Origin of the sequence: Uliginosibacterium sediminicola (genome assembly GCF_039631295.1) — a bacterium.
Classification (GTDB): Bacteria; Pseudomonadota; Gammaproteobacteria; order Burkholderiales; family Rhodocyclaceae; genus Viridibacterium; species Viridibacterium sediminicola.
Genome location: NZ_JBDIVE010000002.1, coordinates 522,717 through 544,204, shown reverse-complemented (window position 1 = coordinate 544,204; position 21,488 = coordinate 522,717). Strand labels below are relative to the sequence as shown.

Annotated in this window: 13 protein-coding genes; 10 read left to right on the top strand and 3 right to left on the bottom strand. The window is 61.5% G+C overall.

The window, feature by feature from the left end; genetic code table 11:
- Positions 1-2: 2 nt before the first annotated feature.
- Both ABDB84_RS06380 and ABDB84_RS06375 read right to left on the bottom strand, forming a co-directional pair.
- Positions 3-2,690 (bottom strand): hybrid sensor histidine kinase/response regulator, encoded by a 2,688-nt coding sequence (locus tag ABDB84_RS06380; RefSeq protein WP_345918862.1) that lies wholly within the window; start codon positions 2,688-2,690, stop codon positions 3-5.
- Between the two features lie 17 nt (positions 2,691-2,707).
- Complete coding sequence (locus ABDB84_RS06375) at positions 2,708-3,739, bottom strand: HD domain-containing phosphohydrolase (protein ID WP_345918861.1); 1,032 nt, start codon at positions 3,737-3,739, stop codon at positions 2,708-2,710.
- Positions 3,740-4,420: 681 nt separating this feature from the next.
- Between ABDB84_RS06375 and ABDB84_RS06370 the strand changes: the two genes are divergently transcribed.
- From ABDB84_RS06370 to pgm, 6 genes are all read left to right on the top strand, one after another.
- Positions 4,421-6,262, top strand: coding sequence for an ABC transporter substrate-binding protein (locus ABDB84_RS06370; protein WP_345918860.1), 1,842 nt, complete (start codon positions 4,421-4,423; stop codon positions 6,260-6,262).
- Positions 6,263-6,345: 83 nt separating this feature from the next.
- Positions 6,346-7,332: an ABC transporter permease gene (locus ABDB84_RS06365; protein WP_345918859.1), complete on the top strand. Its 987-nt coding sequence runs from the start codon at positions 6,346-6,348 to the stop codon at positions 7,330-7,332.
- 8 nt (positions 7,333-7,340) lie between these two features.
- Positions 7,341-8,510 carry an ABC transporter permease gene (locus ABDB84_RS06360; RefSeq protein ID WP_345918858.1) on the top strand — a complete coding sequence of 390 codons (1,170 nt, stop codon included), beginning with the start codon at positions 7,341-7,343 and terminating at the stop codon, positions 8,508-8,510.
- Between the two features lie 33 nt (positions 8,511-8,543).
- Complete coding sequence (locus ABDB84_RS06355; protein WP_345918857.1) at positions 8,544-10,280, top strand: ABC transporter ATP-binding protein; 1,737 nt, start codon at positions 8,544-8,546, stop codon at positions 10,278-10,280.
- A gap of 154 nt (positions 10,281-10,434) precedes the next feature.
- Positions 10,435-11,538 carry a nucleotidyltransferase family protein gene (locus ABDB84_RS06350; RefSeq protein WP_345918856.1) on the top strand — a complete coding sequence of 368 codons (1,104 nt, stop codon included), beginning with the start codon at positions 10,435-10,437 and terminating at the stop codon, positions 11,536-11,538.
- Positions 11,539-11,648: 110 nt separating this feature from the next.
- Positions 11,649-13,298: a phosphoglucomutase (alpha-D-glucose-1,6-bisphosphate-dependent) gene (gene pgm / locus ABDB84_RS06345; RefSeq protein WP_345918855.1), complete on the top strand. Its 1,650-nt coding sequence runs from the start codon at positions 11,649-11,651 to the stop codon at positions 13,296-13,298.
- A 60-nt stretch (positions 13,299-13,358) separates the two neighbouring features.
- Here pgm and prpR read toward each other — a convergent pair whose 3' ends face one another.
- Complete coding sequence (prpR, locus tag ABDB84_RS06340) at positions 13,359-15,290, bottom strand: propionate catabolism operon regulatory protein PrpR (protein WP_345918854.1); 1,932 nt, start codon at positions 15,288-15,290, stop codon at positions 13,359-13,361.
- A gap of 262 nt (positions 15,291-15,552) precedes the next feature.
- Here prpR and prpB point away from each other — a divergent pair, with 262 nt between their 5' ends.
- From prpB to ABDB84_RS06320, 4 genes are all read left to right on the top strand, one after another.
- Positions 15,553-16,446, top strand: a complete 894-nt coding sequence (gene prpB / locus ABDB84_RS06335) for a methylisocitrate lyase (RefSeq protein WP_345918853.1) — start codon at positions 15,553-15,555, stop codon at positions 16,444-16,446.
- Between the two features lie 96 nt (positions 16,447-16,542).
- Complete coding sequence (gene prpC / locus ABDB84_RS06330) at positions 16,543-17,715, top strand: bifunctional 2-methylcitrate synthase/citrate synthase (RefSeq protein WP_345918852.1); 1,173 nt, start codon at positions 16,543-16,545, stop codon at positions 17,713-17,715.
- A gap of 92 nt (positions 17,716-17,807) precedes the next feature.
- The gene (locus ABDB84_RS06325) at positions 17,808-19,259 is read left to right on the top strand and encodes a bifunctional 2-methylcitrate dehydratase/aconitate hydratase (protein WP_345918851.1); all 1,452 of its coding nucleotides are present in this window, start codon (positions 17,808-17,810) and stop codon (positions 19,257-19,259) included.
- 237 nt (positions 19,260-19,496) lie between these two features.
- Positions 19,497-21,398, top strand: a complete 1,902-nt coding sequence (locus ABDB84_RS06320; RefSeq protein WP_345918850.1) for a propionate--CoA ligase — start codon at positions 19,497-19,499, stop codon at positions 21,396-21,398.
- Positions 21,399-21,488: the final 90 nt, after the last annotated feature.

Sequence of the window (21,488 nt, the reverse complement as noted above, 5' to 3'; positions counted from 1 at the left end):
GCTTAGCGGCTGGCCGCCTGGGACTGCTCAAGCTCTAGTTCAAGCTTGAGTTGGCCCATTTCGGCCAGCAGTTGCTGGCTCAGTTCCAGAGCGTCAGCGGGCTGGCTGCCGCCCTTGGCGGCAAGCTCCAGCTGCAAGGCAGCTGCCACGGCTGCATGCGCGCCGAAGTTACTCACTGCGCCCTTGATGGCATGCGCTGCCTCGCGCAGTGCTTGGGCATTGCTGGCGCGTGTGAGCTGGCCTTCCAGCTCCTCGTAGCTGCCCAGGAAAATGCCGATCACCTCATGCATCAGCTCTTCGTCCTGACCGATCTGTTCGAGCATCCAGGCGCGGTCGAAAGCCGGGCCTGCATCCGGTGCGGTGGTATCGGGTATCGGTGTCATGTGAGTGGTCGCCGTAGCAGTTGAATGTCCGAGTACCCGCGTCAGCTCGGCGCGCAAGGCGTCGCGCAGCACGGGTTTGGTGATGAAGCCGTCCATGCCGGCCGCAATGCAGCGTTCCTGATCAGCCTGGGTAGCGTGCGCGGTCATCGCAATCACCGGTAGGCGTGCGCGACCGGCGCGGCGCGCTTCCTCGCGCAGCGTGCGGCAGGCCGTGAGGCCGTCCATGAGTGGCATTTGCAGGTCCATCAGTACCGCATCGAAGTGGTGCTCGCCACGCAAACGCTCGACGCACTCCAGACCATTGTGGGCGCAACTGACGCGGTGGCCTAGGCTCTCGAGCATGTGCGTGGCGACCGTGCGATTGACCGGGTTGTCTTCGGTCAGCAGCAGGTTCAGGTGCTGTTCGGGCTTGGCGTCGCCCAGGTCCAGCACGTCCAGATGTGTGCTGAGTACATCTTCAATGCCCAACTGCGCGGTGAAGAAAAATGTGCTGCCCTGGCCCGCCTGGCTGTCGACCCAGATACGTCCGCCCATGCCGCTGACCAGGCGCTTGCAGATCGCCAGGCCGAGCCCGGTGCCGCCATAGCGCCGCGTGGTTGAGCTGTCGGCCTGGAAGAAGCTGTCGAAAATGTAGTCAGCCTTGTCGGCGGGGATGCCGATGCCGGTGTCACTCACCGCAAAGCGCAGCTGGATCTGCGTTTCACTGTGCGATTCGATGCTCACGCTGACCGCGACGCTGCCTTGCGCGGTGAACTTGACCGCGTTGGAGAGCAGGTTGAGCAGTACCTGGCGCAGCCGGTGCGGATCGCCACGCAGGGTGTCGGGGATGTCCTCGGCGACGGTGCTGCTCAGCTGCAGTCCCTGGCTATTGGCGCGCTGGCGCAGCGTAGCTACCGTGCTGTCGACGTATTCACGCAGGCTGAACGGCGTATGCTCGAATTGCATGTGGCCGGATTCGACCTTGGAGAAATCCAGCACATCGTCAATGATGCTCAGTAGTGAGTCGGCCGAGTTCTGGATCAGCTCCATGAATTCGCGTTGCTGGGCGTCCAGTTCGGTGTCCAGCATCAGCTGGGTCATGCCAATGACGGCGTTCATCGGCGTGCGGATTTCATGGCTCATATTGGCCAGGAAATCGCTCTTGGCCTGGTTGGCGTTTTCAGCGGCTTCCTTGGCGCTCAGGATGGCCAGCTCGACAGCCTTGCGGTCCGAGATGTCGGTAATCGAGCCGGAATAGCCCAGAAAGTTGCCGAGTTCATCGCGCCGGGCCCGCGCAAAGACTTCCATGGTGCGCTCGCTGCCATCCTTGGCAAGGTAGCGGAATTGATCGCGCAGCGTGGTGATGTGTCCCTCGCGTAGCGGTTTGAAGCAGGCCGAGATGCGTGGTTTTTCGTCTGCGGGAATGAAGTCGAGTACCGGATGGCCAAGGCCTTCGCTCAGGCTGTAGCAGGTGATCTCGGTCCAGGCCGGGTTCAGGTAGGTCCAGTTGAGGTCCGTATCGGTTTCGAACACCAGCTCGGAAAGGCCTTCGACGACGTTGCGGAACTGCTTTTCGCTGCGGCGTAATTCCTGCTGCTGTTCGAACAGCCGGGTCGAGGCGCGGTTGAGGGTTTCGAGCAGGCGGTCGATGTCGTCGACGCCGGAATCGGCATTGACTACGGCGCCGCGCGCTTCGTCCAGGGTGGCGGCAAATCCGGTCGCCGCCTTGAGTTGCTGCATCGGGCGGCGCAGGAGCAGCACAAAGGCGCCGCTGGCCAGGATCAGCGCACTGAGGCCGATCCACAGACTGTCTTCGTACAGATGCTCGCGTGCTTCGTCGGCGACGGACAGGCTGAAGCGGGTATGCAGCCAGCCCAGGTTGGATTCGCCGCCGATCGGGATCCAGATGTCGATGCCGTGGCGACGCCCTTCTTCATGCTGTATCGATTCGCTACGTTGTGCCGGGATTTGCAGGCGCAGCCTCGGTTTGGCGGCGGCGCCCGGGTTGTTTGGCGAGCTTTGGCTGGACAGGATGATGCCGTCCGGATCAGTCAGATCGATGTGCTCCAGGCCGGGGTAGTGGCTGGCCTGCTTGAGGATCGTCTGTAGTTGCCACACCTCGCCGGTGGCCAGCGCTTGTTCGGATGACGCGGCCAGGCCACGGCTCAGCGAGTTCGCCTGGGCGATCAGGGTTCGCTCCAGCATGACGTATTGATCATGCGTGGTGTAGAGGATGCAGCCGAGCGTGAAACTGGCGAACAGCAGTGTGAAGATCAGGATCAGCTGCAATTGCAGCGTGCGGGGCAGTAGGGCGCGAAGTCTGCTCATGGCCTGTGCGGCGAGGCTCAGTCGGCGTTGCGCGAATGAATACGCAGCACTTCTTCCCAGGCGCCGAGGAATTCATCGACACAGCGCGGATCGAAGTGCGAACCACGCCCCTGCAGCAGGAAGTCCCGCGCGTGCTCCAGACTCCAGGCAGGCTTGTAGGGACGTTGCGAGGTAAGGGCATCGAAGACGTCGGCGACGGCGACGATGCGCCCGATCAGGGGAATGTCTTCGCCCGCCAGGCCGAAGGGGTAACCACTGCCATCGAACTTCTCGTGATGCGAGGCGGCGATCTGGGCGGCCATGCGCAGCACCGGCGAAGTGGAGTCCTTGAGGATCTCGTAGCCGATCATGGCGTGTTCGCGCATCACCAGCAGCTCTTCGGGCGTCAGCCGGCCGCTTTTGAGCAGGATGTGGTCGGGCGTGCCCAGCTTGCCGACATCGTGCATGGGCGCGGCGATCAGCAGCATCTCCCGTTCCGCGTCGGGCATGCCGAGGCATCGTGCGATCAGCTCCGAGTATTGCGCCATGCGCACGATGTGCGAGCCCGTCTCCGGATCACGGAATTCCGCGGCGCGGGCCAGGCGCACGACGGTCTCGTGTTCGCGCGCGTGAATCGCCTCGACAGCTTTCTTGACTTCCTGGTCAAGTTCGTCAGCCCGACGTGAAACGGCCGACATGCTGGCGCGCAGGCGCAACATGTTGCGCACGCGGGGATTGAATTCGTATTTGTCGATGGGTTTGATCAGGAAGTCGGTCGCGCCGGCTTCGAGTGCCGCATAGCGCACTTCGCGCTCCGACGCGGCGGTGACCATCAGGATCGGCTGGTCGCGCAGGCGCTCTTCATTGCGACAGCGCCGGATGAACTCCAGGCCATCGATGCCGGGCATCATGTAATCGACGATGATCAGGTCGGGACTGTTCTGCAAACACCAGTCCAGGGCGGGCAAGGGCTCGTCAAAGGTCACGCATTGGTGCTCGCCCAGGCGTAGCACCAGGCTTTTCATCACGATGAGATTGACGGGGGTGTCGTCAACAATGGCGATGAGCATGGGCGCTTCCTTTTTCAGCAAATCCCGCCCGACCTCAGCCGGGTCCGGCACGCGGGTGCGCGGGCTGTCTGCGGGCTTTGCAGCGAGCATGGTCATGTAAGCACCTGTCAGGTGTGACGATCCGGTCGCAATGTGAACCGTACTGCATATGTATCGGCAGCCTCTGACCCTTCTGAAGGAATTCTAGGCTTTCGCAGGTGTTAGTGAAAACGAGCTTGCCTGGAGGGCTTAAGTCTGGTCTGCCCACCTGCGCAATGTTCAAAGGCATCAATTTGTGCACTGCACATCGCATTTTCCTGTGAATTAGGGAAAACTCGTACGAAGTTGGTGCGAAATTCAGTCTGAGTTGATGTTTCGCAAACGCTCTAAGAGAGCCGCGCTGCAGAGTAGTCAGCAGATCGGCAAAACGGCCAGAAGTGTTGCAGTGCAAGGCATTGCGCGGCTTGTCTGACCTTCCCGAGCACTTGTATGATCCGCCCGCTGAGTGTAGTAGCATTCGCCCGGCTGCACAGACATACAAGTGGCGTCGGCAGGGGCTGACAGGCCGCGAGCGAAGCCTGATTTTAACCTTAGGAGGATACGATGAAATTCCATTCATCCCGACCGCTGGGAATGACCGCCGCAATTGTGGCAGTCCTCTCCATGCCGGTTATTGCGAGTGCTGCGTTTACGCAGGCACCGATGCTGGACAAGCTGGTGGCAGACAAGAAGTTGCCGCCGGTTGCCGAGCGTCTGCCGGTAGCACCCGAAGTTCTGAAGATCGATCCGAAGATCGGCCAGTTCAAGATTGGTACCTACGGCGGCACTCTGCGCACCGCTCTGCGCGGCAATGGTGACTACAACGCGATCCTGCGTCTGGTCGGCAATCAGGGCCTGGTTCGCTGGAGAATGGACTTCAACGGTGTGGAGCCGAATCTGGCTGAAAGCTGGACGACCAGCGCCGATGCCTCTGAATACACCTTCAAGCTGCGCAAGGGCGCCAAGTGGTCGGATGGCACGCCTTTCACGGCGGATGACGTGCTGTTCAACATGAACGATCTGGTCGCCAACAAGCAGTTCTTCACGGCTCTGCCGGTGATGTTCTCGCTGAAGGACACCGCGCCTGAAGTGACGAAGATTGACGATTACACCGTCAAGTTCAAGTTCGCTGGCCCCTACATCTCCTTCCTTGAGCAGCTGGCAACCCCGGTCGCTCAGCATCCGACGATGTGGCAGAAGAAGTACTGCGGTCAGTTCCATCCGAAGTACAACCCGCAGATCAACGAATTGGTTGCCAAGGAAAAGGCCAAGGACTGGGGCACGCTGTTCCGTCTGAAGTGTGGTGATCTGGAGTCCTCGGCTCGCTGGAACAACCCCGAGCGCCCCACGCTGGATCCGTGGATCGTGAAGGAAGGCTATGGCGGCAGCGCCACCAAGGTCGTGCTGGAACGTAACCCGTACTTCTGGCAAGTCGATGCTGCGGGCAAGCAACTGCCCTACATTGATCGCCTGCAGCTGCAAGTGATCTCGGAGCCGGAAACCATCGTGCTGGCAGCCATCAACGGCCAGCTCGACTTCCAGCTGCGTAACATTTCGGGTATCCAGAACCGTCCGGTGCTGGCTGAAAATCAAGCCAAGGGTGGCTACAAGATTTTCAACTCGGAAAACGTGAACGCCAATGCTGTCGGTCTGTGGCTGAATCATTCGACCAAGAACGAAAAGCTGCGCAAGCTGATCCGCAACCATGACTTCCGTGAGGCGCTGTCGCTCTCGACCGACCGCAAGGAAATCAACGACATCGTGTTCCTCGGTCAGGCAACGCCCTGGCAGAGCGGCCCGCTGCCGCAATCGAAGTGGTACAACGAGAAGCTCGGCAAGCAATACCTGAACCACGATCTGAAGCGTGCCAACGAACTGTTCGACAAGCTTGGCCTGACCAAGAAGGATAGCGACGGTTTCCGTCTGTATCCGGATGGCGGTCGCGTGTCCCTGGGCGCCATCGCACAGATCGCTCAATCGACGATGATCGACACCCTGGACCTGGTGCGCAAGCAATGGGCCAAGGCAGGTATCGAGCTGGTGATCCAGTCTTCCGAACGCACGCTGTTCTATGACCGTGCCGCTCAGAACAACTATGACATCAGCACCGACGTCTTCCCGGGCGGTATGGACGCAACCTTCAATCCGCGTGCTTACCTTGCATGGCACCCGCAAGAGTCGCGCATGAGCCTCGAATGGACCAAGTACTACCTGTCTGGCGGCAAGCAAGGTGAAAAGCCCTCGGAGAGCATGGAAAAGCGTCTGAAGTGGTTCGACCAATGGCAAGTTGCCAAGACGCAAACCGAAGCTGACACCCTGTTCAAGCAGATTCTGCAAGAAGCTGCCAACGAGTTCGAAGTGATCGGTACCGTGCGTCCTGCAGTTGAAACCGCTGTGCGCAATGCCAAGCTGCAGAACGTGTATGAAAAGATGCCGTCGGGCTGGACCTACCCGACGCCGGGCCCCACCCTGTTGCAACAATGGTTCTACGCTGGCGGCAAGTAAGCTGCTGGAGTGAGTAGCATTGCCCGGAGGGAGACCTCCCTCCGGGTATTCCCCCTGTAGCGGTTTTTCAAGCGAGATTCACCGTGCTTTCCTACATATTCCGACGTCTCCTGTCGGCGATACCCTTCATGTTCCTGGTGTCGCTCACAGTCTTTATTCTCATCCAGTTGCCCCCGGGCGATTTCGTTGATAGCTGGGCTGCCATGAAGGCATCGTCCGGTGAAGTGGTCGATCCGGCACAGATGGCTGACATGCGCCATCGTTACGGTCTCGATCAAAACATCATGATTCAGTATTTCCAATGGATCATCGGTGTGTTGCAAGGTGACTTCGGCTACTCCTTCGAGTGGAATAGCCCCGTGTCGGCCCTGATCGGTGAGCGCATGAACCTCACCCTGATCCTGTCGGTCGGTACCCTGTTTGTGACCTGGGCCATCGCGCTGCCGATCGGTATCTACTCCGCTGTGCGCCGTTACTCGGTGGGTGACTATTTCTTCACCTTCATCGGCTTCATCGGTCTTGCCGTGCCGCACTTCCTGATTGCACTGGTGCTGATGTTCCTGGCTGTGAAGTACTGGAGCCTCGACGTGACCGGTCTGTTCTCGGCCGAGTTCGCCAATGCCGAATGGTCCTGGGCGCGTTTCGTCGATCTGCTGCATCACCTGTGGATTCCGATGATCATTCTCGGCCTGGGTTCGACGGCCAGCCTGATCCGCATCATGCGCGCCAACCTGATTGACCAGCTCTACATGCCTTACGTTGTGACGGCGCGTGCCAAGGGTCTGACTGAAGTGCGTCTGCTGATGAAGTATCCGGTGCGTATCGCCCTGAATCCCTTCGTCAGTACCATCGGTATGATCCTGCCGCACCTTGTGTCCGGCGCCGTGATCACCTCGATCGTGCTGAACCTGCCGACGGCCGGTCCGCTGCTCTACACCTCGCTGCTGTCACAAGACATCTACCTGTCGGGCGCATTCCTGCTCCTGCTGTGCATGATGACTGTGGTGGGTACGCTGATTTCGGACATCCTGCTGGTTATTCTCGATCCCCGCATCAGACTTGAGCAATGAGTGGAACAATGAGCGAAACAAAGACAACACCTGAGGCACCGGCCCAGGTCAATATGGCCAACCTGCGGGGCGGCATCGAGTACGCCTCGCAGTGGACGCTGATGTGGCACCGCTTCCGTAAGCACAAGCTCGCCCTGGTGAGCATGTATGTGGTGTTTGCCCTGTATCTGATGGCGGTATTTGCCGAGTTCCTCGCGCCTTTCAATCCGGAAGATGCGCTGCGGATGCCCGGTGAATACAAAGCGAAGACCTACCATCCGCCGCAGATGATTCATTTCATCGACAACAGCGACGGTGGCTTTGCAATCCGTCCTTACATCCAGAGCTTCAAGGAAACGCGTGATCCGAACACTCTGAAGATGACCTATGTCGAAGATGAGGGCAAGAAGATCTACCTGACCTTGTTTGCACGTGGTTTCGAGTACAAGTTCCTCGGCCTGGTGCGCAGCGACATCCACCTTTTCGGGCCGAAGAATCCGGGCGAGGTGTTCTACCTCTTCGGTTCGGACCGCAACGGCCGTGACATGTTCAGCCGCGTGGTCTATGGCGGTCGCTTCACGCTGTCGCTGGGTCTGATCGGTGTGATGCTGTCGGTGGTGCTGGGTCTGATCCTCGGTGGTATTTCCGGCTACTACGGCGGCAAGATCGACTGGTTCATCCAGCGCGTCATCGAGTTCATCATCTCGCTGCCGACCATCCCAATCTGGCTGGCCATGGCTGCTGTGTTGCCAAAGAACTGGCCGCCGCAATTCCAGTACATGGCCGTGACGGTGATCATCTCGCTGATCGGCTGGACCTCGCTGGCGCGTGTTGTGCGTGGTCGTCTGCTGGCCATGCGTAGCGAAGTGTTCGTGGTGGCAGCTCAGCTTGACGGCTGTAGTGAAGGTCGCGTGATTTTCCGTCACATGCTGCCCTCGCTGGCTTCGCACATCATTGCTGCGGTGACGCTGGCCATCCCGATGATGGTGCTGGCCGAGACCTCGCTGTCCTTCCTCGGCCTGGGCCTGCAACCGCCTGCCATCAGCTGGGGTGTGCTGCTCAAGGAAGCGCAAAACATCCGCTCGATCTCCGCTGCACCGTGGCTGTTCATGCCGGGGGCTGCGGTGGTGCTGGCTGTTCTGGCCCTGAACTTCATGGGTGACGGTCTGCGCGACGCTGCTGACCCTTACACGCACTGAACCTGACAGGTGTTTGAGAAAATGGTTGATAACGTGAATACCCAATCCAGCGACATCATTCTTGATGTTCGCAACCTGAAGACGTACTTCGGCACGGGCGAGAAGGCTGTGCGTGCGGTTGATGACGTCAGTTTCCAGATTCAGCGCGGCAAGACGCTTTGTATCGTGGGCGAATCGGGCTCCGGCAAGACCGTGGCGGCCCGCTCGGTGATGCAGATCGTCGATCACCCGGGTCGTATCGAGGGTGGTGAGATCCTCTATTACGGTGGTGAAGGCGGCAAGGGCGTTGACTTGGCCAAGCTGCATCCGCGTGGCAAAGAGATCCGTCACATCCGTGGTCATGAAATTGCGATGATCTTCCAGGAGCCGATGACCTCGCTGTCGCCGATCCACACCATCGGCAATCAGATCTGCGAGTCCATCCTCCTGCACCAGAATGTGGATAAGGAAGAGGCGCGCTCGCGCGCCATCGAGTTGCTGCGTCGGGTTGAAATCCCCAACCCGGCCGTCGCGATCGACAAGTACACCTTTGAGTACTCGGGTGGTATGCGTCAGCGTGCCATGATCGCTATGGCGCTCGCCTGCAATCCGAAGATCCTGATTGCTGACGAACCGACGACTGCACTGGACGTGACCACCCAGGCCGAAATCCTGGCGCTGATCAAGGAACTGCAGAATTCCTACGGCATGGCTGTGCTGTTCATCACGCACGACATGGGCGTGGTGGCAGAAATTGCAGACGAGATCGGCGTGATGCTCAACGGCAAGATGCTGGAATTCGGCACGGCCGAGCAGATCTTCTACTCGTCCAAGCATGAGTACACCGGCAAGCTGATCGATTCGGTGCGCAAGCTCGAAACTTCGGCACGCCGTGCGCGTGCGACCACGGTCTCGGATCGCAAGCTGCTCGAAGTGCGTGGCGTGTCCAAGATCTATCCGGGTCGCAAGAGCTTCCTCGGCGGCAGCAAGGCCAGCGCACCGTTCAAGGCGCTGGACAATGTTTCCATCGACCTCTACGAAGGTGAGAACCTCGGTATCGTGGGCGAATCGGGCTCCGGCAAGACCACGCTGGGCAACTGCCTGATCCGTGTGCTGAGTCTGACTGACGGTGAAGTGCTCTACCGCATGGGCAACGGCTCGATCGTCGATCTGGCAAAGACCGGCAAGCATGACCTGCGTGCAGTACACCGCGAGGTGCGCATGGTCTTCCAGGATCCGTTCGCCTCGCTCAATCCGCGTATGACCATCGGTCAGATCGTCGGTGAGCCGCTGCTGGTCAACGGCGTGGCAACGGGTGATGCCCTGCGCGAGAAGGTTGCCGAGACCCTGGCCATGGTCGGCATGCCGCCGGCTGCGATGGAGCGCTATCCGCATGCATTCTCGGGCGGTCAGCGTCAACGTATCGGTATCGCACGTGCGCTGGCACTCAACCCCCGCCTGATCATTGCTGACGAAGCCACCTCGGCGCTGGACGTGACCCTGCGTTCGCAGATTCTCGATCTGCTGCTGGATCTGCAGGACAAGCTGAACCTTAGCTTCATCCTCATCTCGCATGACATCGGCGTGATTCGTTACTTCTGTGACCGCGTTGCCGTGATGTACAAGGGTCAGGTTGTGGAGACCGGTCCTGCTGACAAGATCTGCGGCGCACCGGAGCATCCCTACACCAAGGCCCTCATCTCGGCCGTGCCGGGGACGCACCCGAATGACAAGCGCATCGTCAATCGTCACCGCTATACGGGTGAGAACACGCCGGGCAAGGCTGCTTAATCGCTGTTTGTTTTTTTTACAAAAGCCGCAGATTCTCTGCGGCTTTTTTTATTGCCGCAGTCGTTCTGCAATGCGCCACTGAGAGCAGGGTTATACTTGGGAAAATCGTGCGCACGCTGGCGCATAAAAAATACAATCACACAGGGTAACTGAAATGGCAAAAGCGATGATCCTGGCCGCCGGCCAGGGAACGCGGGTCCGCCCGCTGACCAAAGATATTCCGAAACCGATGATTCCGATCCTCGGCAAGCCGGTCATGGAATACATCATCGAGCATCTGGCGCGCCACGGCGTGCGTCAGATCATGATCAACGTGGCCTTCATGCACCGCAAGATCGAAGAGTATTTCGGTGATGGTCATCGCTGGGGTGTGGAAATCGGCTACTCCTACGAAGGCGCTTACGACCACGGCGACATGATTCCGAAGCCGCGCGGTTCGGCTGGCGGCATGAAGCACATCCAGGACAATAGCGGCTTCTTCGACGAGACCACGCTGGTCTTGTGCGGTGATGCAATCATCGACCTCGACATCAAGGCCGCACTGTTCGAGCACCGTGAGAAGAAGGCGATTGCCAGCGTGGTGGCGCTCGACGTCCCGCTTGAAGAGGTCAAGAACTACGGCATCGTGGTGGCTGACAAGGCTGGCAAGGTGCTCTCGTTCCAGGAAAAACCCAAGCCTGAAGAAGCCAAGTCAACCCTGGCCTCAACCGGTATCTATATCTTCGAACCGGAAGTGATCGATCTGGTGCCTTCGGGCAAGGTCTATGACATCGGCAGCGAACTGTTCCCCTCGCTGGTGGAGAAGGGCCTGCCCTTCTTCGCGCAGAAGCGTTTTTTCAACTGGATCGACATCGGTCGCGTCACCGATTACTGGACGGTCCTGCAGCGCGTGCTGCGCGGTGAGGTCGCCGAAATGTACATGCCTGGCACCGAAGTGCGTCCGGGCGTCTGGGTGGGGCTCAACACGCATATCGACTGGGATAACGTGCACATCGATGGCCCCGTCTACATCGGCTCCAGCGTGCGTATCGATCCGGGCGCACGCATCATCGGCCCGAGCTGGATCGGTCATGGCAGCCATCTGCGCGAGGGCGCCGTGGTCGAGCGCAGCGTTCTGTTTGAGTACACGCGCATCGGTGCCGACATGCGCTTCAGCGAGATGATTGTCTCGCCACGTTACTGCGTGGGTCGCAATGGCGACACCATGTATGTGGGCGATGACCGCTGCGCGCTGCGCTGGGGCGATGCCCGCGGCTGAGCACCGAGAGTCCGTCTGGCTTGCCAAGCGGACATGGTCGGATCAAGAAGCAGGCCCGGCGGCCTGCTTCTTGCTGTATGAAGCGCCAATGATTGTTCAAGGAGTTCTGCATGTCCGATAATCCTCTCGCCGGCAAGCCTGCCCCCTACGCCTTGCTGGTGGATTTGCCCAAGCTGCTGACGGCGTATTACAGCCAGCAGCCCGATGTGGCGATCAGCACGCAGCGCGTGGCCTTCGGCACCTCGGGCCACCGTGGTTCGGCGTTACACGCCAGCTTCAATGAATGGCACGTACTGGCCATCTCGCAGGCCATCTGTGACTACCGCAAGCTCAAGGGCATCGACGGCCCCTTGTTCCTCGGTATCGACACCCATGCGCTGTCGACGCCGGCGCGTGCCAGCGCGCTGGAAGTGCTGGCCGCCAATGGCGTCGAGGTGATGCTTGATGTGCATGACGATTACACGCCGACGCCGGTTGTCTCGCATGCCATCCTGAGCTACAACCGCGGCCGCAGCGAGCATCTGGCCGATGGCATCCTGATCACGCCCTCACACAATCCGCCGGAAGATGGCGGCTTCAAGTACAACCCCACGAATGGTGGCCCGGCCGACACCGATGTTACCAAGTGGATCGAAAACGCCGCCAACGACTATCTGAAAGCCGGCCTCAAGGGCGTTGCCCGTGTCACCCTGGCCCAGGCGCTGCAGGCGGCGACCACCCATCGTCACGACTACATCACGACGTATGTCGAAGATCTGCAGCAGGTCATCGATTTCGAGGCGATCCGCGCCGGCGGTGTGCGCATGGGCGCCGATCCCCTCGGTGGTGCAGGTGTGCATTACTGGGGCCGCATTGCAGAGCGTTATGGCATCGACCTCACCGTGGTCAATGCCGAGGTCGACGCGACTTTCCGCTTCATGCCGGTCGATTGGGATGGCCGCATCCGCATGGACCCGTCCTCGCGCTATGTGATGCAGAACCTCATCGGCTTGCGCGAGCGCTTCGATGTGGCTTTCGGCTGCGATGCCGACCATGACCGCCATGGCATCGTCACGCGTAGCAGCGGCCTGCTGCCGCCCAATCATTACCTCGCTGTGGCGATCCATTATCTGTTCCAGCATCGTCCGCAGTGGGGCGCCAATGCGGCAGTGGGCAAGACCGTGGTCAGCAGCCAGATGATTGATCGCGTGGCGGCCAGCCTTGGTCGTCGTCTCTACGAGGTGCCGGTGGGTTTCAAATGGTTTGTCGATGGCCTGCTCGATGGCAGCCTGGGCTTTGGCGGCGAAGAGAGCGCGGGCGCGTCCTTCCTGCGCCGCGATGGCAGCGTCTGGAGTACCGACAAGGACGGCCTGATTCCGTCGCTGCTGTCGGCTGAAATCACCGCCAAGCTCGGTCGCGATCCCGGTGAGGTGTATCGCGAGCTGACCAGCAAGTTTGGCGAGTCTGCCTATGACCGCGTCGATGCGCCGGCCACGCCGGAGCAGAAAGCGCGTCTGGGCAAGCTGGCGCCGGAACAGGTGCATAGCACCGAACTGGCTGGCGAGAAGATCACCCAGATCCTTAGCCACGCGCCGGGCAATGGCAAGGCCATTGGCGGGCTCAAGGTGATGACTGAAAACGGCTGGTTTGCCGCGCGCCCCTCGGGCACCGAGAACATCTACAAGATCTACGCCGAGAGTATGAACAGCCCGGACCACCTGCAGCGCATCCTGGCTGAAGCGCAGTCTCTCGTGGATGCAGCGCTCAGCGCGGCATCCTGAGCGCGCCCGTCTGAAGCACCTCAGCCCGGCCATGGCCGGGCTTTTTCATGCGCGTGAATGTCAGCGGCGGGCCTGTTTGCCCAGCTTGCGCCACAGCGTGGTGCGGCTGATTCCCAGCGCGCGTGCGGCTTCCTGCACATTGCCCTGGGAGGCGCGCAGTGCGGCCTCAAGCTGCTGGCGCTCGGCTGTCTGGCGTGCCACGTGCAGCTCGCCGGGAGCCGTTTTGTCGAGCTTGGGCGACCATTCGGGGTAGAGCAGGGCGAACAGTTCTGCGTCCGCCGCCGCCGGCAGATCCTGCGCGATGGCCAGCAGGCGTTCGAGCAGGTTTTCCAGTTCGCGCACATTGCCCGGCCAGGCGTAGCCGCGTGCTGCGTGCAGGAACTGCTGCTGCAACTGGGCACTGACTGCTACGCGGCCAGGCTTGCGCTGCAAGAGCTGGGCGATCAGCGCCGGCAGGTCTTCGCGCCGCTCGCGCAGCGGCGGAATGCTCAGATGCAGGCCATTGATGCGGTAGTAGAGATCCTGGCGGAAGCGGCCGGCGCGAATCTCCTCGGCCAGCACACGATGCGTGGCTGCGATGATGCGCACATCGATGGGAATCGGCTCACGGCCGCCGACGCGCAGCACCTCGCGTTCCTGCAGTACGCGCAGCAGGCGCACCTGCAATGCCGGAGACATATCGCCGATCTCGTCGAGAAACACCGTGCCGTGCTGTGCGGCTTCGAGCAAGCCGGCCTTGCCTCCCTTGGCCGCGCCGGTGAACGCGCCTTCCTCGTAGCCGAATAGTTCGGATTCGAGCAGGTTCTCCGGCATCGCCGCGCAATTGATGGCGATGAAGGCCTCGGCGGCGCGCGGGCTGGCGCGGTGAATGCCTTGCGCAACCAGCTCCTTGCCGGTGCCCGATTCGCCGTGGATCAGCACCGTCAGGTCCAGGCTTGCGTAGCGCGCGGCCAGCTTGCGCAGAGATTGCATCGCCGCCGAATCGCCGATCAGATCGTCCAGCGTGTGCCGCGCCCGTGCCGTCGTGCTGCGCGCATGGCGCTGCAGGTCGCGGCCGGCGCGTTCGATGCTGCTGGCCGCCTGCACGGTGAGCACGGCGCCGCTGCGTACCCCGCCTTCGTCGAGCGGAATCAGCTTGCCGACCATGCGCTGCCGCCCGAGTTTGAACACGCGCCCCAGCGCGGCGTCAGCGCCGGCTTGCAGCACTTCGCCCGCATCGAGTTCGGGGATCAGCTGAGCCAGGCTTTGCCCGCGTAGATGCGTTTCGGGAATGCCCAGCATCTCGCACATCGCCTGGTTGGCCAGCCACACCTGCTGCTGGGTGTCGATCGCCAGCACGCCGTCATGCAGCTGGCTGATGATCGCAGAGAGCTGGCGGCGACGCCCTTGTTCGATGGCGCGCACGCGGGCGGCGGCCAGCGCTTCGTCGAGTGCGCGCCGTGCCGCATCGGCGGTGTACAGAAATACGCTGGCCATGCCCGCTTGTTCGGCCGCCTCGGTGACCAGGCTGGGGCCGATCAGCACGTCCACGCCCTGGCTGCGTAGCGCCGTGCTCAGTTCGCGCACATGTGCAGCGTCGCGATAGCGCGCCAGATGCAGGTCGATGCGCAGCAAGCTGCTCAGCTCATCGAGCTCGGCGCTGACCGTCTCGTAAGTGATCAGGCCGATGCGCGGCGGATTCTGCCGTGACAGGCGCGCTGCCTGCACGAGCGCGGCCATGATGTCGAAACCGCTGACCTGCACCAGGGCGACCGGGTGTTCCAGCTGGCGGCGCAACTGTGCGCCGTTGGCGCCCGCGCTGATGAAGGCATCGACATCGCCACGCGCGATCAGCGCCTGTGCCTGGGCGATGGCATCGCTGAAGCGGCGGTGCTCGACGATCAGCTCCAGCTGCTCGCTCAGTTCAGCCGCCGCCTGTTCGACCAGGCGCGCCAGGCGCGGAAAGGCGAGTACGCAGATGCGTGGGCGTTGCAGGTTTGAGGGTGTGTTCATGTTTCGAGAATGAAACACGCGTTCCTTACATGAAACTGAAGCCCTGCGGCGTGCCTGCGCCCGCAGCGCCAGAGCAGGCACTTCGGCGGGCACAGGGTTTTTCGCCCGTCGGCCTGTAAACCGCGCCATTGCGCGCTGTGCAGCGTGCTGCGCGCTGTTGCATCACGCGCTGCATGCGCTTCGCCTAAGGACATTCCCGCACCCGCTACGCCGCTGGTATGTGCTTTGCGCTAATGGCTCACACCAACAAGAAGGATCTGCCATGAGCCAGCCTGTCACCCTCAGCCCCGGCCAGCGCTTTCGCCAAGCGCTGGCCACAGAGAAGCCTTTGCAGATCCCCGGCGCGATCAATGCCAACCATGCGCTGCTGGCTCAGCAGGCGGGCTACCGCGCCATCTACCTCTCCGGCGGCGGGGTCGCGGCCGGTTCGCTGGGCTTGCCCGATCTGGGCATCACCGGTCTCGAAGATGTGCTCATCGATGTGCGGCGCATCACCGATGTCTGCGAGCTGCCGCTGCTGGTCGATGTCGATACCGGCTTCGGCGCCTCGGCCTTCAATGTGGCGCGCACGACCAAGAGTCTGATCAAGGCCGGCGCAGCCGCCATGCATATTGAGGACCAGGTCGGTGCCAAGCGCTGCGGGCATCGCCCGAATAAGGAAATCGTCAGCAAGCAGGAGATGGTCGACCGCATCAAGGCAGCTGTCGATGCGCGCACGGACGAGAGTTTTTTCATCATGGCGCGGACCGACGCGCTGGCCGTGGAAGGTATGGAGTCGGCCATCGAGCGCGCCGTGGCCTGCGTGGAAGCGGGGGCCGACGGCATCTTTCCCGAGGCGATGATCGAGCTTGCGCAGTACGCGCGCTTTGTCGATGCCGTACGCGTGCCGGTGCTGGCCAATATCACCGAATTCGGCGCCACACCGCTGTTCAATCGCGAGGAGCTGGGCGCTGTCGGCGTGGCGATGGCGCTTTACCCGCTGTCCGCCTTCCGCGCCATGAACAAGGCCGCGCAAACGGTGTATGGCGCGCTGCGCAGCGAGGGTACGCAGCGCACCGTGCTGCCACTGATGCAGACGCGCAAGGAGCTCTACGACGCAATTGGCTACTGGGACTACGAGGCGCGACTCGATGCGCTGTTCAAGGGTAAGTCCTGATCTACCGTGTAAGCCGAACGTCATACAGCGCAGAACACAATCCAGGCAGCCTCAAGCGCAGTGCGAGGCAACATAAAACCAGAGAGGAGATGATTGATGAGTGTCCAGACAATTGCTGAAGCCAGCACGGCCAGCGCACCCAAGCCCAAGAAATCGGTGGCTCTGTCCGGCGTTGCCGCCGGCAATACCGCACTGTGTACGGTCGGCCGCACGGGGAATGATCTGCATTACCGTGGCTACGACATCCTCGATATTTCCGAAGCGACGGAGTTCGAGGAAATCGCCTTCCTGCTCATCCACGGCAAGTTGCCGACCGCCGCCGAACTCTCTGCCTACAAGAACAAGCTGATGATGCTGCGCGGCTTGCCCTCGGCGATCCGCACGGTGCTGGAGCAATTGCCCGCCTCGACGCATCCGATGGACGTGATGCGCACCGGCGTCTCCACGCTCGGCTGCCTGCTGCCGGAAAAAGATGATCACCACGCCTCCGGTGCGCGCGACATCGCTGACCGCCTGATCGCCAGCCTGGGCTCGATGCTCTTGTACTGGTATCACTTCAGCCATGCCGGCCGCCGCATCGAGACCGAGACCGACGACGACACCATCGCCGGCCACTTCCTGCATCTCTTGCATGGCAAGGAGCCCAGCGGCTTGTGGAAGCGCTCGATGCACACTTCGCTGAATCTCTACGCCGAGCACGAATTCAATGCTTCGACCTTTGCCGCACGCGTGATTGCCGGCACCGGGTCGGACATGTATTCGGCGGTGGCTGGCGCCATCGGTGCGCTGCGCGGCCCCAAGCACGGCGGCGCCAACGAAGTGGCCTTCGAGATCCAGAAGCGCTTCGATTCGCCTGACGAAGCCGAGGCTGACATCCGTCGCCGCATCGAGAACAAGGAAGTGGTGATCGGCTTTGGTCACCCGGTCTACACGATTGCCGATCCGCGCAACAAGGTGATCAAGGAAGTGGCGCGTCGCCTGTCGATTGCCGCGCATGACATGAAGATGTTCAACATCGCCGAGCGCATCGAATCGACGATGTGGGATGCCAAGAAAATGTTCCCCAACCTCGACTGGTTCAGCGCCGTGAGCTACCACATGATGGGCGTGCCGACCGAGATGTTTACGCCGCTTTTCGTCATCGCGCGCACCACCGGTTGGGCCGCGCACGTGATCGAGCAGCGCATCGACAACAAGATCATCCGTCCGAGCGCGAACTACGTCGGGCCCGAGGATCTGAAGTTCGTGCCGATCGAAGAACGCCGCTGAAAAACTGGGGAGTCGGGAGTGGCGAGTCGAAGCCTCGTCCTGCCAGCCGACTCCCCACTCTCGACTCTCAACTCCCGATTTCAGAGGAATCCATGTCCGCACACATCTCAAACATCCGCCCCGAGCCCGATCAGGTCCTCAGCGACATCGTCGATTACGTCCTGAACTATCAGATCCAGAGCCCGCTGGCCTACGAGACCGCGCGCAACTGTCTGATCGATACGCTCGGCTGTGGTCTCGAAGCGCTGGAGTACCCAGCCTGCACCAAGCTGCTCGGTCCCGTGGTGCCGGGCACGGTGGTGCCGAACGGCGCCAAGGTGCCGGGCACGCAGTTCCAGCTCGATCCGATCCAGGCCGCCTTCAACATCGGCACCATGATTCGCTGGCTGGACTTCAATGACACCTGGCTGGCGGCGGAGTGGGGCCATCCTTCCGATAATCTCGGCGGTATTCTCGCCACCGCCGACTGGCTCAGCCGCAATGCGGTCGCCGCCGGCAAGAAACCGCTGACCATGCGCGACGTGCTCACCGGCATGATCAAGGCGCATGAGATCCAGGGCTGCATCGCACTGGAGAACAGCTTCAACAAGGTGGGCCTCGATCACGTGGTGCTGGTGAAAGTGGCGTCTACGGCGGTCGTGTCGCAGATGCTGGGCCTGACGCGGGACGAAACCATCAACGCCGTCTCGCTCGCCTGGGTCGATGGCCAGAGCTTGCGCACCTACCGCCACGCGCCCAACACCGGCTCACGTAAAAGCTGGGCGGCGGGCGATGCGACCAGCCGCGCCGTGCGCCTGGCGCTGATCGCCAAAACCGGCGAGATGGGCTATCCCTCGGTGCTGAGCGCCAAGACCTGGGGCTTCTACGATGTCTTGTTCAAGGGCCAGCCCTTCAAGTTCCAGCGCCCTTATGGCAGCTATGTGATGGAGAACGTGCTGTTCAAGATCAGCTTCCCGGCCGAGTTCCACAGCCAGACGGCGGTGGAGGCGGCGATGACCATTCACGGCGCGCTCGCGCAGCGCGGCAGGCGTGCCGAGGACATCAAGAAGATCACTATCCGCACCCACGAGGCCTGCATCCGCATCATCGACAAGAAGGGTCCGCTCAACAACCCGGCCGACCGCGATCACTGCGTGCAGTACATGGTTGCCGTGCCGATCCTGTTCGGCCGCCTCACCGCCGGCGACTATGAAGACAGCATCGCGCACGATCCGCGCATCGACGCGCTGCGCGAGAAGATGGTCTGTGTCGAAGACCCGCAATTCACCCGGGACTACCACGACCCCGAAAAGCGCAGCATCGCCAATGCGCTGACGGTCGAGTTCAATGATGGCAGCCAGCTCGAAGAAATCGTGGTCGAGTATCCCATCGGCCACAAGCGCCGGCGCGGCGATGGCATCCCGCTGCTCGAAGCCAAGTTCCGCACCAACCTCGCACGCCAGTTTCCGAAGAAGCAGCAGGACGCGATCCTCGCCGTCTCGCTCGATCAGGCGAAGCTGGAGGCGATGGCGGTCAATGAGTATGTGGATTTGTATGTGATTTGAACGCCAGACCTCAAGTCCTTGAGGCCGGCATTGATGACGCGAAGGACGCAAAGAACAAACAAGACAAGGTACGCAAAGGAAAGACTGAATGCGGGTCTCTTTCCTCTCTCTGCGCACCTTCGCTTTTCTTTGCGACCTTCGCGTCAAGATCAGTGGCTTGAGAGGTCGTGAAAAGCCGCCGCGAAATCAGTCAATAAAAGGGATGCCACCGGCAAGCCCCCACAGCAGGAGACAAGCATGAAAGCCATCGACAGCTTGAGCGCATTCCACCAGTGGTCGATTGATGACCGTGAGGGCTTCTGGGGCGAGCAGGCCAGCCTTATCCACTGGCACAAGCCCTTCACCAAGGTGCTCGACTACAGCAAGCCGCCGTTCGCGCGCTGGTTTGTCGGTGGCGAAACCAATCTCTGCTACAACTGCATCGACCGCCACCTCGCCACCCAGGCCGATAAGCCTGCGCTGATCCACGTGTCGAGCGAGACCAATTCCGAACGCATACTCAGCTTCCGTGAGCTGCACAAGGAAGTGATGCGCATGGCGGCGATCATGCAGCAGCTGGGCGTTGGTCGTGGCGACCGCGTGCTGCTCTACATGCCGATGATTCCCGAAGCTGCGATCGCCATGTACGCCTGTGCGCGCATCGGCGCGATCCACTCCGTGGTGTTCGGCGGCTTTGCCGCGCTGAGCCTTGCCAGCCGCATCGACGACGCGTCGCCCAAGCTGATCATCTCGGCCGATGCCGGTTCGCGCGGCGGCAAGGTGGTGCCCTACAAGCCGGCGCTCGATGAAGCGATTGAGCGCAGCGAGCACAAGCCCACGCATGTGCTGATGGTCGACCGCAAGCTCGCCGAATTCACACGCATCGAGGGGCGCGACGTGGATTACGCCGCGATGCGCCTGAAACACATCAATGCCGAAGTGCCGGTGACCTGGCTGGAGTCCAACGAAGTCAGCTACACGCTTTACACCTCGGGCACCACAGGCAAGCCGAAGGGCGTGCAGCGCGATGTCGGCGGCTATGCCGTAGCGCTCGCCGCCTCGATGAAATACATCTACTGCGGCAAGGCCGGCGAGACCTATTTCTCCAGTAGCGACATCGGCTGGGTCGTGGGCCACAGCTACATCATCTACGGCCCCTTGCTTGCCGGCATGGCGACCCTGATGTACGAGGGCCTGCCGATCTGCCCCGATGCCGGCATCCTGTGGCAGCTGGTCGAGCGTTTCAAGGTCACGGTGATGTTCTCCGCGCCGACCGCCATCCGCGTGCTCAAGAAGCAGGACCCGGCCTGGCTTACCAAGTACGACACCTCCAGCTTGCGCGCGCTGTTCCTCGCTGGCGAGCCGCTCGATGAGCCGACTGCCAAGTGGATCAGCGAAGGACTCGGCCGGCCGATCATCGACAATTACTGGCAGACCGAAACCGGCTGGCCCATTCTCACCGTCGCACATGGCGTCGAGAAAACGCCCAGCAAATTCGGCAGCCCCGGCATGCCGATGTACGGTTATGACGTTCGCCTGCTCGACATCGAGACCGGCGAAGAAGTCGGCACCAACCAGAAAGGCGTCGTCGCCATCGTGCCGCCGCTGCCGCCCGGCTGTCTGCAAACCGTGTGGGGAGACGACAAGCGCTTTGTTAGCACCTACTTCAGCTCGGTGCCCGGCAAGCTGGTTTATTCCACGTTCGACTGGGGCATTCGCGACGAAGAGGGCTACACCTTCATCCTCGGCCGCACCGACGACGTCATCAACGTCGCCGGCCATCGACTCGGCACGCGCGAAATCGAAGAGTCCGTGAGTAGCCACCCGGCCGTCGCCGAGTGCGCCGTGGTCGGCGTCGCCGATCAGCTCAAGGGCCAGGTCGCCATCGCCTTCGCCGTACTCAAGGACACCGCCAAGGGCGAGAGCAGGGCGGAGCGCGAAGCGCTCGAAAAAGAAATGCTCGCCCTCGTCGACAAGCAGCTCGGCGCCGTCGCCCGCCCGGCCCGCGTGTACATCATCACCGCGCTACCCAAAACGCGTTCCGGCAAGGTGCTGCGCCGCTCGATCCAGGCGCTGTGCGAAGGCCGCGACCTCGGCGACCTCACCACCATCGAAGACCCGCAAGTCCTCCGCCAGATCGAAGCCGCCATGCGCCCCTGACCGTTTTCTCTCGCATCTCTCCGAGTTAGCCCCGCATGCCTTGGCATTGCGGGGCTTTTTTTGGCGGCTGATTTCGTGAGGCAGAAAGCG